10 protein-coding genes and 1 pseudogene are annotated in these 13,632 nt (G+C 66.9%); 7 read left to right on the forward strand and 4 right to left on the reverse strand.

Translation table 11 applies throughout. From position 1 onward, the window contains the following. Positions 1 to 38: 38 nt before the first annotated feature. Positions 39 to 1,460 carry a short-chain fatty acyl-CoA regulator family protein gene (locus FA702_RS07970; protein ID WP_136955712.1) on the forward strand — a complete coding sequence of 474 codons (1,422 nt, stop codon included), beginning with the start codon at positions 39 to 41 and terminating at the stop codon, positions 1,458 to 1,460. A gap of 40 nt (positions 1,461 to 1,500) precedes the next feature. On the opposite strand, the gene FA702_RS07975 is transcribed toward FA702_RS07970, so the two are convergent. Together FA702_RS07975 and dctA are read right to left on the reverse strand one after the other, a co-directional pair. Then, positions 1,501 to 2,421, reverse strand: a complete 921-nt coding sequence (locus FA702_RS07975) for a TonB family protein (protein ID WP_136955713.1) — start codon at positions 2,419 to 2,421, stop codon at positions 1,501 to 1,503. Between the two features lie 90 nt (positions 2,422 to 2,511). Continuing rightward, positions 2,512 to 3,807, reverse strand: coding sequence for a C4-dicarboxylate transporter DctA (dctA, locus tag FA702_RS07980; protein WP_136955714.1), 1,296 nt, complete (start codon positions 3,805 to 3,807; stop codon positions 2,512 to 2,514). Between the two features lie 99 nt (positions 3,808 to 3,906). Between dctA and FA702_RS07985 the strand changes: the two genes are divergently transcribed. Then, a complete protein-coding gene (locus tag FA702_RS07985) occupies positions 3,907 to 4,092 on the forward strand; it encodes a hypothetical protein (RefSeq protein WP_124810563.1) in 186 nt (61 codons plus the stop codon). Here the strand turns inward: FA702_RS07985 and FA702_RS07990 are convergent. Together FA702_RS07990 and FA702_RS07995 are read right to left on the reverse strand one after the other, a co-directional pair. After that, positions 4,059 to 5,312 (reverse strand): TetR/AcrR family transcriptional regulator, encoded by a 1,254-nt coding sequence (locus FA702_RS07990; RefSeq protein ID WP_136955715.1) that lies wholly within the window; start codon positions 5,310 to 5,312, stop codon positions 4,059 to 4,061. The two genes, FA702_RS07985 and FA702_RS07990, sit on opposite strands and share 34 nt — an antisense overlap. A gap of 5 nt (positions 5,313 to 5,317) precedes the next feature. Then, entirely contained in the window at positions 5,318 to 7,087 is a 1,770-nt protein-coding gene (locus FA702_RS07995) for a class I adenylate-forming enzyme family protein (protein WP_136955716.1), read from the reverse strand. A gap of 326 nt (positions 7,088 to 7,413) precedes the next feature. Here FA702_RS07995 and FA702_RS08000 point away from each other — a divergent pair, with 326 nt between their 5' ends. The 5 genes and pseudogenes from FA702_RS08000 to FA702_RS08020 all read left to right on the forward strand — a co-directional run bounded on the left by FA702_RS08000 (position 7,414) and on the right by FA702_RS08020 (position 13,533). Continuing rightward, a complete protein-coding gene (locus FA702_RS08000) occupies positions 7,414 to 8,193 on the forward strand; it encodes a thioesterase family protein (RefSeq protein ID WP_136955717.1) in 780 nt (259 codons plus the stop codon). A 17-nt stretch (positions 8,194 to 8,210) separates the two neighbouring features. After that, positions 8,211 to 9,443: a serine hydrolase gene (locus FA702_RS08005; protein WP_136957303.1), complete on the forward strand. Its 1,233-nt coding sequence runs from the start codon at positions 8,211 to 8,213 to the stop codon at positions 9,441 to 9,443. Positions 9,444 to 9,501: 58 nt separating this feature from the next. After that, positions 9,502 to 10,740, forward strand: a pseudogene (locus FA702_RS08010) (3-hydroxyacyl-CoA dehydrogenase NAD-binding domain-containing protein); the annotation flags it as partial. A gap of 26 nt (positions 10,741 to 10,766) precedes the next feature. Then, a complete protein-coding gene (locus tag FA702_RS08015) occupies positions 10,767 to 12,365 on the forward strand; it encodes a class I adenylate-forming enzyme family protein (protein WP_136955719.1) in 1,599 nt (532 codons plus the stop codon). After that, a complete protein-coding gene (locus FA702_RS08020) occupies positions 12,358 to 13,533 on the forward strand; it encodes an acetyl-CoA C-acyltransferase (RefSeq protein WP_136955720.1) in 1,176 nt (391 codons plus the stop codon). Before FA702_RS08015 ends, FA702_RS08020 begins: the two co-directional genes overlap by 8 nt. The last annotated feature ends 99 nt before the right edge of the window (positions 13,534 to 13,632 follow it).

A 13,632-nucleotide genomic window follows, 5' to 3' on the forward strand; every position in this document is an offset into this window, starting at 1 on the left:
ACTTGCAAAGCACAGATTTGCAAATTATCAACTAAAGTATGAGCAAACGCCGCGTCTTTGCCGGAAACCAGTTGCGCGCGTTGCGAACGCGGCGAGGCCTGTTGCAGACCGAGATGGCGCGCGCGCTGGGCATCAGCGCTTCCTACCTCTGCCAGCTCGAAAACGACGAACGCCATCTCACCCCCGCGCTGGCAGACCGGCTGCGCGCGCAATTTCCGGTGGACTGGGAAGACCTTGCGCCGGACCGGCAGGACCTGCTGGCCGATGCGCTGCGGCAGGCGGTGGCCGACCCGCTGCTGCCCGCCACGCTGCCGGGCGAACAGATCGAGCGCGTGGCCGAACAGTTCCCCGCGTTCGCCGAACAGTTCGTGCGGATGCACGCCATCCACCGCCGCGACCGGCAGCGGCTGGAAATGCTGGACGAGGCGCTGGGGTCGGACAGCGTGGCGGCGGGGATCACCGGCGGCCGCCTGCCGTGGGAGGAAGTGCGCGACTGGTTCCACCTCGCCAACAACTACGTCGATCTGATCGACCGCCGCGCCGAAGTCCTGGCGCGGGAACTGGCCGCCGATCAGGCGTCGCCCTCGATCGACCGGATGGAAGCGTGGTTCGCGGCGCGCGGCGTGACCATCGACTACCGGCCGGGCGGCCCCTTGCGCCTGTTCGATCCGGTGCAGCGGCGCTTGGTGATTGATTCCAGCCAGCCGGTCGAAAGCAGCCGGTTCCAGATGGCCTACCAGTTGACCGCGATGGCGCTGGAACAGGACATCGCCGCCATCGTCGAGGACACGCTGCTCGCCAGCGACGCCGCACGCGAACTGCTGACCGTGGGGCTGGGCAACTATGCCGCGGGGGCGTTGCTGATGCCCTACGAGCAGTTCCGCACCGCCGCACGCGCGCTGCGGCACGACGTCGACCGGCTGCGGCAGGTGTTCGGCACCAGCTTCGAACAGACCTGCCACCGCCTGTCCACGCTGCAACGCCCGCAGGCGCGCGGCATTCCGGTGTTCTTCTGCCGCGTGGACATGGCCGGCAACATCACCAAGCGCCATTCGGCCACCCGCCTCCAGTTCGGCCGGTTCGGCGGCGCCTGTCCGCTGTGGATCGTGCACGAGGCGGTGGCGATCCCCGACCGCATCCACGTGCAGGTGGCCGAGATGCCCGATGGCGTGCGCTATGTCTCGATCGCGAAGGGGCTGGTGAAACCATCGGCCAGCTTCTACCGCCCGCCGCGCCGCTATGCTGTGGCGCTGGGCTGCGAAGCCGCGCTCGCCAGCGAATTCGTCTATGCCGACGGCCTCAACCTCCAGCGCGACGAAGCCGTCGCCCGGATCGGCGCCTCCTGCCGCATCTGCCCGCGCGACACCTGCGACCAGCGCGCCTTCCCCCCCAGCGACAAGGCGATCATGGTCGATCCCAGCCAGCGCGATCTGGTGCCCTACCGGATCGGGGAGGGATAACCGGCGGTTGCTGACGATCCGGGTCCGTCACCCGCAGCGATCAAGGCCCCGTCAGCGGGATAATCCAGCGAATACGCTCGATGGCAACGGGCGACGCAGCCTTGCCATCTCCTGGCGCCGACAACGTGTAATACGCGCGAGAAGACATGACCTCGCACGACTTCTGATCCAATGACGAAACCTTGCTGCTGACAATCACGCGACAGGCATCGACACGGCCCGAACTGTTCAGCGTGAGCGCCACGACCACGGTGCCGCCGACTTCCAAGTGCAAGGCTTCGCTAGGATAATCTTTCCAGCTCACCCAACTGTCCGGTTCGATCGCTTGCGGGCGAATATCCGCGCGCTGCGCGATCACGACACCGGGATTTCCGCGATGCGCTTTCCCTTCGGCACCGGATGCCGGGAACGACCCAACAACGCCCGCAGGATCAATCTGCCACCCGCGCAGGAGATCGTCGTAGCACGGTTGCAGCGCAGCGAACGCCTTCCCAAAATCCTTGAGATTCAACGCGAACAATAAGTCCCCGGCAACGGAGAACGATGCCGCCTGATTATCGGGCGCCGTTGCCAGCAGCTTCGCATCGACATCGTATGCGCCGATGAGACGTGCGGATTTGCCCGGCACCTTGATCGTCTCCGCTCCGAACTGTTGCGAGCGGCCTTCCGGGTCGAGCCGAAGATCGACCTGCACGCGCGCGGCGAGCTTGGGCACCCCGCCCCCGGCCAGCAGAATATCGAGGCTGTCCGGCCCCGCCGATTTCGCAATATCGAGCGTAACCTCCTGACTGGCGGTTCCGAAATGGCGCTGCAGATGACATCCGTCGTCAGCATAATTCACGCGCCACGGCCCATCCGGTTCCAAGGCCGCAGCAGACGGCGGAGACGGAGGAACCTGGGCGGAAGCCGGCACGCTTCCCAGGAACGCGAGGACGCATACTTGCCTGAAAAATTCGCGCACGGTCTATCTCCTCTTTCGGAATGCCACGCCAAAATGAAAGATGCATAACAGCACGGGAAAATCGCAAGGCGCTTCCGACACCAAAGCCCGCTAGCCGCCACCCCCCAGCGCAGCCCGCAGCGCACCTTCGTCCAGCTTGCCCTCCCAGCGCGAGACGACCACCGTTGCCACGGCGTTGCCGATGAAGTTGGTCAGGCTGCGGCATTCGGACATGAAACGGTCGACGCCCAGGATCAACGCCATGCCCGCCACCGGCACGGAAGGCACGATCGAAAGCGTCGCCGCCAGCGTGATGAAGCCCGCGCCGGTTACGCCCGCCGCGCCCTTGGACGAAAGCATGGCGACGCTAAGCAGCAGCACCTGCTGACCCAGTGTCAGTTCCACTTTGCAGGCCTGCGCGATGAACAGCGAGGCCAGCGTCATGTAGATGTTGGTGCCGTCCAGATTGAAGCTGTAGCCGGTGGGCACGACCAGGCCGACCACCGCCTTGGGGCAGCCGGCGCGCTCCATCTTGTCGATCAGCGCGGGCAGCGCGCTTTCCGACGAGGACGTGCCCAGCACCAGCAGCAGTTCATCCTTGAGATAGGCAATCAGCCGCAGGATCGAAAAGCCCGCCAGCCGCGCAACGACGCCCAGCACCACCAGCACGAACAGCGCCGAGGTGAGGTAGAACGTCAGCACGAGGTGGACGAGGTTCGCCAGGCTATCGATGCCATACTTGCCGATGGTGAAGGCCATCGCGCCGAACGCGCCGACGGGCGCCGCCTTCATCACGATCGCCACCAGCCGGAAGAACGCGACGGACACGTCTTCCAGCAGCGCGACCACCCGCTCGCCCCGCGCGCCCGTGGTGGCGAGCGCGATGCCGAACAGGATCGCCACGACCAGGACCTGCAGGATGTTGCCCTCGCTCAGCGACGACAGGAAGGTTTCCGGGATCATCGCCATGAGGAAGCCGGTCACGCTCGCCTCGTGCGCCTTAGCGGCATAGGCGGCGACCTTTCCGGCATCGAGCGACGCCGGATCGATGTTCAGCCCCGCGCCCGGCCGCACGATGTTGCCCACGATCAGCCCCACGATCAGCGCCAGCGTGGAGAAGAACAGGAAATAGGCGAAGGCCTTGGCGGCGACCCGACCAACCGAAGCGAGATCGCGCATCCCGGCGATGCCCGTCACGATCGTCAGGAAGATCACCGGCGCGATCACCATCTTCACCAGCTTGATGAAGGCATCGCCCAGCGGCTTCAGCGCCTCGCCGGTGGCGGGCGCGAAATGGCCGATCAGCACGCCGGCGGCGATGGCGACCAGCACTTGCAGGTAGAGGTGGCCATACCAGCGGCGCGACGCGGCGGGCGCTTCGGCAACGGTTTCATCGGGCAGCATCATGGACGCGGACAATTGCGCAGTCCGCGCCGCTTGTCACCCGATGGCGCAGTCAAAGGCGTGCATACCGGACGTTAACCCGCGCCTGATACAGCGCAGGCCATGATCGACAAGATCACCGTCCTGGTGCCGCACTTCCTGATGGCCTTGATGATCTGGCGCCTGCTGCACCGGCCCGATCTCGATCGCGATCCGCTGGTCGAAGGCAAAGGCGGATCGCCGGATGCGCAGGACCGCAAACCAGGCCGTTGGCGTCAAACGGGCTCCACGCCTGACAGCAGGCCATAACAAAAGCAGGCGGCATAGCATTCCACCGCCTGCGCAGGATCGTCGAAACCCGCCGCCCAGCTCCGCAATTCGTTGGCCGGATTGATTGTCGCCGCCAGCACTTCGGCGGCGACAAGCGGATCGACCGGCAGCAACGAGCCGTCCGCGATCCCGTCCGAGAGCATCCCCGCGAACCGCCGCGCGATACGTTGCGCGCTGTTCAGCACCGCATCGCGCCGTTCCTGCGGCAGGGCCTGCAACGCCGTCGTGCGCAACAGCGGCGTCGGATCGGAAAGCTGCAACGCCACCAGTTCGGCCACCGCGCTCGAAATCCTCCCCCAGCCGTTGCGCGGCAGCGTGGCGGCGGCGAACTGCACCGCCGCGATCCTTTCGTTGCCGTGCTCGAAGCAGGCGAGCACCAGATCGTCCTTGGCCTCGTTGTGGTGATAGAAACTGCCCTTGGTCACGTTCAGCCCGCTGGCGATGCGGTGGACCGAAGCGCCCTTGTAGCCGCGCTGGTTGATCGTCAGCGTCGCCATGCGCAGGAATTCCCCGCGCGGGTTGCGCATTCCCTCCGGCGGCGTCCGCCATGGCGCATCACCGCCGCCGAGCGCTTCGGGCCGCCATGCCGCCCCGCGCGGCGCGATCCCATCCGCCAGAACGGACAGCAACCGCTGCTTGAGGCGCGGGAAGTCCTGCACGGAATAGAGCGGCGTCCACGCCGGCAACCAGAACATCACCTGAAGCAGGATGTGCGCCCGCGCGGTGCGCACCGCATGGTCGCGCTCCCCCGGCCCGGCCGGCAACAGATCACGCACCACGCGGAACAGCTCGATGTACCGCTCCTGCAACGGGCGGTGCAGCGCTTCGGGCAGCGTGCGCATTTCCGACAGGACGGCAATGCGCCCTTCCTCGCCCCGCCGGATCATCGCACGCAGATCGACGTGCCCGTCGATCCAGCAGGCCAGCCGCGCGCGCGGGGTGGGCGCCTGCGCCGCGATCCGCGCCAGCGCGATCAGGCGGTCGATCGTGGCCTCGAACACCGCGTGGACAAGGTTCTCCTTGCGCCCGAAGTAGTAGGCAACGCTGCTGGCATTGAGCCCGACGCGCGCCGCCACTTCGCTGAACGTAGTGCCCTTCACGCCCTTTTCGTTGATGAGGTCGGTCGCTGCGCGCACGATATCGCGGCGGCGGCGCTCGAACCGCCCCGCGTCGTTGTCGGGATGCGCCTGGCTTGCCATGCCGTTCAGGCGAAGTGCCGCCGCAGTTCGGACTTGAGGATCTTGCCGTTGGCGTTGCGCGGCAGCGTCTCGGCGCTGAACACCACGCGCACCGGCACCTTGAACGCCGCCAGCCGCGCCGCGACGAAGGCGCGCAGTTCCTGCTCGCTCGCCTGCATGCCCGGCGCGAGGTGGACCACCGCTGCCGGCTCCTCGCCCAGCGTGCGATGCGGCATGCCCACCAGCGCCGCGTCGGTCACGGCCGGGTGTTCGTAAAGCACGTTCTCCACCTCGATCGAATAGATGTTCTCGCCGCCCCGGATGATCACGTCCTTGGCGCGATCGGCGATCGTGCAGAAGCCTTCCTCGTCGATCCGCGCAAGGTCGCCGGTACGCACCCAGCCGTCCACGAAGGTCTGCGCGGTCGCTTCCGGCCGGTTCCAATATCCCGCCACGATCATCGGCCCGCGCGCCCACAGTTCGCCGATCTCGCCCGCCGGCAACACGGTGACGCCATCGTCCGCGCGCACCTCGATATCGGCGACGGCGACCGCCGGACCGCAGCTCGACGGGCGGTTGAGATAATCCTCCGCGGCATGGTGCGTCAGAGTCGCCATCGTCTCGGTCATGCCCCAGCCGTTGCCGGGCAAGGCGCCGAAGGTTTGCCAGATCGCCTGCACCAGTTCGGGCGCGGACGGCGCGCCGCCATAGGCGATCGCTTCGAGCGAGGAGAGATCGTACTGCGCGCGGTCGGGATGCTCGATCAGTTGCCACGCGATAAAGGGCACGCCGCCGGTGGCCGTGACCTTCTCACGCTCGATCAGCCGGAACGCCTCGACGGTGTCCCACTTGTGCATCAGCACCAGCTTGCTGCCACTGGCCAGCGACCCCATCAGCGTGGCGCTGCACGCGGTGACATGGAATAGCGGGATCACCATCAGGATGGTGCGCGGCTGCGGCGCGGGCGGCATCTCGCCCCGGCGCAACGCGGACTGCGCGCCGCTGAAGGCACTGGACAGGATGTTGGTGGTGAGATTGCGGTGCGTGCCCAGCGCGCCTTTCGGCCGCCCGGTGGTGCCGCTGGTGTAGAAGATCGTGGCAGGATCGTCCGGAGCGATTCCGGCGTCGGGCAAGGGACGGTCGGGAAGCGCCGCATAGCGGTCCGGACGGCCGATTACGTCCTCCAGCAAACGGGTGCCTTCCGGTGCCGTCGCGCCCTCGTCTGCGCGGCACACCAGCACATGCGCCAGGCCCGGCAGGTCCGCGCGATCGGGAACGATGCGCTGCCACCGATCCGCATCGGCGATCAAGACGTGTGCGCCACTGTCGGACAAAGCGAAGGCCAGCTCATCGCCCTTCCACCAGGCGTTGAGCGGCACCGCGATCGCGCCGAGAACCGTGGTAGCGAACAAGGCCACCGTCCATTCGGGCAGGTTGCGCATGGCAATCGCCACGCGGTCCCCCTTCCCCACGCCCAGTTCCGCCAGATGGGCGGCCAGCGCGGCGACCGCGCGATGCCAGGCATCGAACGAAACCCGCTCCGCGCCATAGACAAGGAACGTGCTGTCCCCGTGCTGGCGGGCCAGGGCCGCCAGAGCGCCGAGATGCGGCAGGGCGTTCTTCCACACGCGCGTCGGCACGCCCCGGATGGTCACCGTTTCCATCTCGAACGGCATGCCCGGAGCGCAGAGCTTCGCCCGCACCTCCTCCAGCGACATCGCCGGCCAGCCGGCCGGGATGGCGGGCAAGGCCTGGTCGATGGACGCATGGTCGGTGGCATGGCGTTGCTCTGTCATGGTGATCCCGTCCCGATCGGGCCATCCTGCCCGGCATTGTCGTTCGCCGCGCAGACTATCTGCGCCACCCCCGTTCCGGCAACCCGCCCGCGCAAATTTTCATGAAGTGGGTATGGCCCACGCGAAGCACCGGATTCCGTAACGTAAAGCATGAAATTATCTGTTTTTTGCATGAAATCGTCACCCAAATCACCGTGCAAATCCCCTTTTCTGAAAAGACGGTATGGACTAGCCACAGGACGGGATTCGGGCTTAACCTGCCCGTGGGAGAGATTGCGCCATCATGAAACCAAGCCTGGAAACCTCCGCCGCATGAGCCTGCTGCCATGAGCATGGGGGCGCTGATCGCGCGGTTGCAGCCGGATGGCACCGACCGGCTGGTCCTGTCCGGCGCGGACGGCTGGATGCAGGGGCGCACGATGTACGGCGGCGCATCCACTCTGATCGCCTATGCGGCCGCGCGCAGGCTGCGGCCCGACCTTCCGCCGCTGCGCGGCGCGCAGATCGGCTTCGTCGCCCCCGTGGGCAGCGATGTGGAAGCGCGCGTCGGCGTCCTGCGCGAAGGCCGCAGCGTGGCGCAGGTGACGACCGACCTGTTCTGCGAAGGCGCGCCGGTCCTGCGCGCGCTGTGGCTGTTCGGGGCGGCGCGGCCGACCAACGGTGGCGTGCCCGCCCAGCGAACGGACGAAGCCATTCCCGTCGAAGAGGCCGCTCCCGTAATCGCGACCGACGATGCGCCCCAGTTTATCCACAATTTCGAAATGCGCCGCGCCGAGCCCCGTGGCGGCGTGCGGCCGAGCGTCCTCCGCCGCTGGGTGCGCCTGCGCGACCGCGCAGGCCTCGACCCGATCGCGGAACTGGTGGGGATCGGCGACGCCCTGCCGCCCGGCGCGGTCCGGGCCATGGAACGGCGTGGCCCGATCAGTTCGATCAACTGGTCGCTGACGCTGCTGGGCGACGCCCCGCAGACGCGCGACGGCTGGTGGCTGCTGGAAACCGCGTCCAATCACATGGCCGACGGCTTCAGCAGCGAAACCCTGCGCATGTGGAACGCCGATGGCGTGGAAGTGATGCGCGGCCTGCAAAGCGTGGCCATTTTCGGCTGATGGAGAACCAGCAAGCGATGGACCTGATCCGCCCCGAAGACGCCGGTTTCGACGCCGCCCGCCTCGCGCGAATCCCGGCCTTTCTCGAAGAACGCTACCTTGCCCCCGGCAAGCTGGCAGGAACCGATGTTCTGGTGGCGCGCGACGGCCTGCCGTTCTTCCGCGCCACGCTGGGCAAGGCCCGCGCCGATGGAACGCCGCTGCGCGACAATGCCATCTTCCGCATCGCCTCGATGACCAAGCCGGTCACCTCGATCGCGCTGATGATGCTGGTCGAGGAAGGGCTGATCGCCCTCGACGATCCCGTCACGCGCTTCGTGCCGGAGTTCGCGAACCTGACGGTCTATGCGGGCGGCGGGGGCGAAGCGCCGTTCGTGCCGGGCAAGCCCGCAACGGGCATGCGGATCGTCGATCTGCTGACGCATATGTCGGGCCTCACTTACGGCATCCAGAACCGCACGAACGTCGACGCGGCCTATCGCAAGGGCAAGCTGGACGGGCACGCCAGCCTGCCGGGCAACGACCATTTCGTGACCGAACTCGCCAAAATCCCGCTTGAATACGCGCCGGGTACCGGCTGGAACTATTCGGTATCCACCGATGTGCTGGGCGTGATCGTGGCGCGCATTTCGGGCCTGAGCCTGGGCGAATTCTTCCGCACGCGCATCTTCGAACCACTCGGCATGGTCGATACCGCTTTCCATTGCCCGCCCGAAAAGCAGGACAGGCTGACCGACGCCTGGAACTACGTGCCTGGCAAGCCGCCCGAACTGCTCGACGAAGCGGAGAAGACCAACCTGACCCGCCAACCGCGCTTCGAAAGCGGCGGCGGCGGCCTGCTTTCCACAACCGCCGACTACCACCGCTTCTGCGCGATGCTGACCGGCGGCGGCGCGGCGAATGGTGCGCGCATCGTTTCGCCCAAGACGTTGCAGCTGATGGCCCGCAACTACCTGCCGGGCGGCGTCGACCTCACGCAAGTCTCCACCTCGCTGTTCAGCGAAGCGAACAACGCCGGCACCGGGTTCGGACTCGGCTTCGGCGTGCTGCTCGATCCGGCCAAGGCGCTGGTGCCCGGCAGTGCCGGCGAATTCTTCTGGGGCGGTATCTTCTCGACCGCCTTCTTCATCGATCCCGTGGAGAAGCTGCACATGGTCTTCATGACGCAGCTTCTGCCCTCCTCCGCCTACCCGATCCGGCGACAGCTCAAGACCCTGATCTACGGCGCGATGGCGCAAAGCCGCGCCTGAACCCGCAACCAGACCCCATACTCAGGAGAGGTACATCATGTCCGACCCCATTCCCGGCGCCAAGGAACACATCGACGCGGCCCGCATCGCCGCCGCGCGCGTTGACGACATTCCGGCCGACACCGCGCTTCTTCCCGTCAACCGCGTCGGCGTGATCGGCGCCGGCACCATGGGCGGCGGCATCACCATGAACTTCCTGACCGCCGGCATTCCCGTGACGATCGTGGAAATGACGCAGGAAGCGCTCGATCGCGGCGTCGCCACGATGCGGAAGAACTACGAGAACACGGTGAAGCGCGGCAAGATGGACGCGGCGCTGGCCGAAGCGGCGATGGGCCGCCTGACGCCGACGCTGGACTTCGGCGCGCTGGCCGAGGCCGACCTCATCATCGAGGCGGTCTATGAGAACATGGACGTCAAGAAGGAGGTCTTCGGCCGGATCGACGGCATCGCCAAGCCCGGCGCGATTCTGGCCAGCAACACCAGCTATCTCGACGTCAACGAAATCGCCGGCGCCACGTCGCGTCCCGAAGCGGTGCTGGGCATGCACTTCTTCTCGCCCGCCAACGTGATGAAGCTGCTCGAAGTGGTGCGTGGCGCGAAGACCGGCAAGCAGCAGCTCGCTACGGTCATGGCGCTGTCGGTCAAGATCGGCAAGGTGCCGGTGGTTTCGGGCGTGTGCCACGGCTTCATCGGCAACCGCATGCTCTCGCCGCGCCAGGCCCAGGCGCACGCGCTGATCATGGAAGGCGCGAACTACTGGGAAGTGGATGAGGCGCTGCTCGAATTCGGCTTCCCGATGGGTCCGTACCAGATGTCGGACCTCGCCGGTGTCGACATCGGCTGGCACCGCGATCCCAACCGCATCGAAACGCTGCGGGATTCGCTGTGCGCGGTCGGCCGCTGGGGCCAGAAGACCAAGAAGGGCTTCTACGATTACGACGACAACCGCCAGCGCACGCCGTCGGAAGAAGTGAAGAAGATCATCGCCGAATGGGCGGCGCGCGAAGGCAAGCCGCAGCGCACGATCGGCAAGGACGAGATCCGCGAACGCCTGCTCTATCCGATGGTCAGCGAAGGCGCGCTGATCCTGGAGGAAGGCATTTCGCAGCGCGCGTCCGACATCGATACGGTCTGGCTCAACGGCTATGGCTGGCCGGCCTGGACGGGCGGCCCGATGTTCTGGGCCGATCACATCGGGCTGGATACGGTCGCCGCCGGCCTGGAAAAGTATGGCCTGCCGGTCGCGCCGCTGCTGGCGCGCAAGGCCGCCGCTGGCGAAACGTTCAACGCCTGATCCACAACGGCGGCGGGAGAGAAACCTTGCGGATCGAAGACATCGCCGAAGCGGATTTCATCCCGCTCACCACCATCCTGCGCGCGCACGCCGCGCGCAGGGGGAAGGCCACCGCCATTGCTGACGAACATGGCAGCGTAAGCTGGGCGGAGCTGGACGCGCTGCTCGACCGCGTCGCCGCCGCGCTCCAGCGGGAAGGCGCGGGCAAGGACGAACCCGTCGCCATTGCCGCGCTTAATTCGGTGCGCACGGGCCTGGCCTTCCTCGGCGCTATCCGGGCCGGCGCCGTGGCCGCGCCGCTGACCTCCACCGCCGCGCCCGAAACGGTGCTGGCGATGCTGGCCGACAGCGGCAGCCGCGTGCTGCTGCTCGACGCCGAGATGGCGGACCGGCTGGCGGGGCTTCCCTTCCCCGCCGGCGTCCGGCGAATCGCGCTGGACGACAGCGCCGTGGGGGAACCGTTCTCGCAATGGATCGCGCCGGAAGGCGCACGGCCCGAAGAACGCCTGCCCGCGCCCGGCGATCCGTTCAACATCATCTATTCGTCGGGCACCACCGGATCGCCCAAGGGCATCGTGCAAAGCCACAAGATGCGCCACGAATACGCGCGGCGCACGATCGTCGGCGGCTATGACGACGATACCTGCGTGATCTGCTCCACGCCGCTCTATTCCAACACCACGCTGGTGAGCTTCCTGCCCACGCTCACCGCGGGCGGCAAGGTCGTGCTGATGAAGAAGTTCGACGCGCGCGGCTTCCTGGAACTCTCCCAGCGCGAACGGGTTACCCACGCCATGCTGGTGCCGGTGCAGTACCGCCGCATCATGGAAGTGCCCGATTTCGAGAGCTTCGATCTCTCGTCCTACCGGCTCAAGTCCTCGACCTCGGCGCCCTTCCCCGCCTGGCTCAAGGCCGATGTGCTGCGGCGCTGGCCGGGCGGTCTTACCGACGGCTACGGCATGACCGAAGGCGGCGCGACCGCGATCCTGGTGGCGCACCTCCACCCGGACAAGCTCCACACCGTCGGCCAGCCCAGCCCCGGCCATATCATCAAGATCATCGACGAGGCAGGCAACGAGCTGCCGCAAGGCGAAGTCGGCGAAATCGTCGGCCATTCGCCGATCATGATGAACGGCTACCACGGTCAGGACGAGAAAACGCGCGAAGTCGAATGGTTCGACGGCGAAGGCCGCCGCTACATCCGCCATGGCGATATCGGCAAGTTCGACGAAGACGGTTTCCTGATCCTGATGGACCGCGCCAAGGACATGATCATCTCGGGCGGGTTCAACATCTTCCCGACCGATCTTGAAGCCGAACTCACCCGCCAGCCCGCCGTGCGCGAAGCGGCGGTGGTCGGCGTGCCCAGCGAGAAGTGGGGCGAAACCCCGCTCGCGGTGGTCGTGCTGGCCGATACCGCCGCCGATCCGCAGGCGATCCTGGCCGAAGCCAACAGCCGCCTCGGCAAGACGCAGCGCATCGCCGCGATCGAAGTCGTCGACGAACTGCCGCGCAGCCCGATCGGCAAGGTGCTCAAGCGCGAACTGCGCGACCGCTTCGGCGGCAACCCGATTGCCCAAGCCACCTCAATGACCCGGACCATCAAGGAGACAGACCATGCGTGATGCCGTTATCGTCGCCGCCGCGCGCACCCCGATCGGGCGCGCCTACAAGGGCGCTTTCAATGCCACCCCCGGCGCCACGCTGGGCGCGCTTTCGCTGCAGGCCGCCGTTGCGCGCGCCGGGATCGAGCCGGGCGAAGTCGACGACGTGGTGTGGGGCGCGGCGCTGCAGCAGGGCGCGCAGGCCGGCAACATCGCCCGCCAGGTCGCGCTGCGGGCCGGCCTGCCGGTCACCACATCGGGCATGAGCATGGACCGCCAGTGCTCGTCGGGCCTGATGACCATCGCCACCGCTTCCAAGCAGGTCATCATCGACCGCATGGATGTCGTCGCCGCCGGCGGACAGGAATCGATCAGCCTTGTCCAGACCAAGGACATGCGCGTCATGCCCGACCGTTCGCTGGTGGAAATGCACAAGGCAATCTACATGCCGATGCTGCAGACGGCGGAAATCGTCGGCCAGCGCTATGGCATCGGCCGCGAAGCCTGCGACGAATACGCGCTCCAGTCGCAACAGCGCACCGCCGCCGCGCAGGCCGCGGGCAAGTTCGATGACGAGATCGTCGCCGCCGATGCCTCGATGGCCGTGGCCAACAAGGAAACCGGCGAAGTCACCTACCAGGACGTCCATCTCGCCAAGGACGAAGGCAACCGGCCCTCGACCACGCTGGAAAACCTGGCCGCGCTGAAGCCCGTGATCGAAGGCGGCATCGTCACCGCCGGCAACGCCAGCCAGCTTTCCGACGGTTCCGCCGCGGTGGTGATCATGGAAGCCGCCGTGGCCGCGCAAAAGGGCCTGACGCCGCTCGGCCGCTATGTCGGCATGGCCGTGGCCGGCACCGAGCCGGACGAGATGGGCATCGGCCCGGTCTTCGCCATTCCCAAGCTGCTTCAGCGTTTCGGCCTCAAGATGGACGACATCGGCCTGTGGGAACTGAACGAGGCCTTCGCGGTGCAGGTGCTGTACTGCCGCGACAAGCTGGGCATCCCCAACGATCTGCTGAACGTCAACGGCGGCTCGATCTCGATCGGCCACCCCTATGGCATGACCGGGGCGCGCTGCACCATGCACGCCCTGATCGAAGGCAAGCGCCGGGGCGCGAAGTACGTCGTGGTAACGATGTGCGTCGGCGGCGGCATGGGCGCGGCCGGCCTGTTCGAAGTGCTGTGAACCACGCGGAGGGGGCGCGGCGGCGCTCCCTCCGATCGGCGCGCATATGGTGCGTTGGCGCCCCGTCCGGATGGGGCGCTGCGTGCAAAACCGTCGATG

This window comes from Novosphingobium sp. EMRT-2, from assembly GCF_005145025.1.
GTDB lineage: Bacteria > Pseudomonadota > Alphaproteobacteria > Sphingomonadales > Sphingomonadaceae > Novosphingobium.

Excerpts from the sequence above, each read along its gene's own strand:
- FA702_RS08000 (WP_136955717.1), top strand. The coding sequence starts at position 7,414 with ATGAGCATGGGGGCGCTGATCGCGCGGTTGCAGCCGGATGGCACCGAC.
- FA702_RS07990 (WP_136955715.1), bottom strand. The coding sequence starts at position 5,312 with ATGGCAAGCCAGGCGCATCCCGACAACGACGCGGGGCGGTTCGAGCGC.
- dctA (WP_136955714.1), bottom strand. The coding sequence starts at position 3,807 with ATGATGCTGCCCGATGAAACCGTTGCCGAAGCGCCCGCCGCGTCGCGC.
- FA702_RS08020 (WP_136955720.1), top strand. The coding sequence starts at position 12,358 with ATGCGTGATGCCGTTATCGTCGCCGCCGCGCGCACCCCGATCGGGCGC.
- FA702_RS08005 (WP_136957303.1), top strand. The coding sequence starts at position 8,211 with ATGGACCTGATCCGCCCCGAAGACGCCGGTTTCGACGCCGCCCGCCTC.
- FA702_RS07985 (WP_124810563.1), top strand. The coding sequence starts at position 3,907 with ATGATCGACAAGATCACCGTCCTGGTGCCGCACTTCCTGATGGCCTTG.
- FA702_RS07970 (WP_136955712.1), top strand. The coding sequence starts at position 39 with ATGAGCAAACGCCGCGTCTTTGCCGGAAACCAGTTGCGCGCGTTGCGA.
- FA702_RS07995 (WP_136955716.1), bottom strand. The coding sequence starts at position 7,087 with ATGACAGAGCAACGCCATGCCACCGACCATGCGTCCATCGACCAGGCC.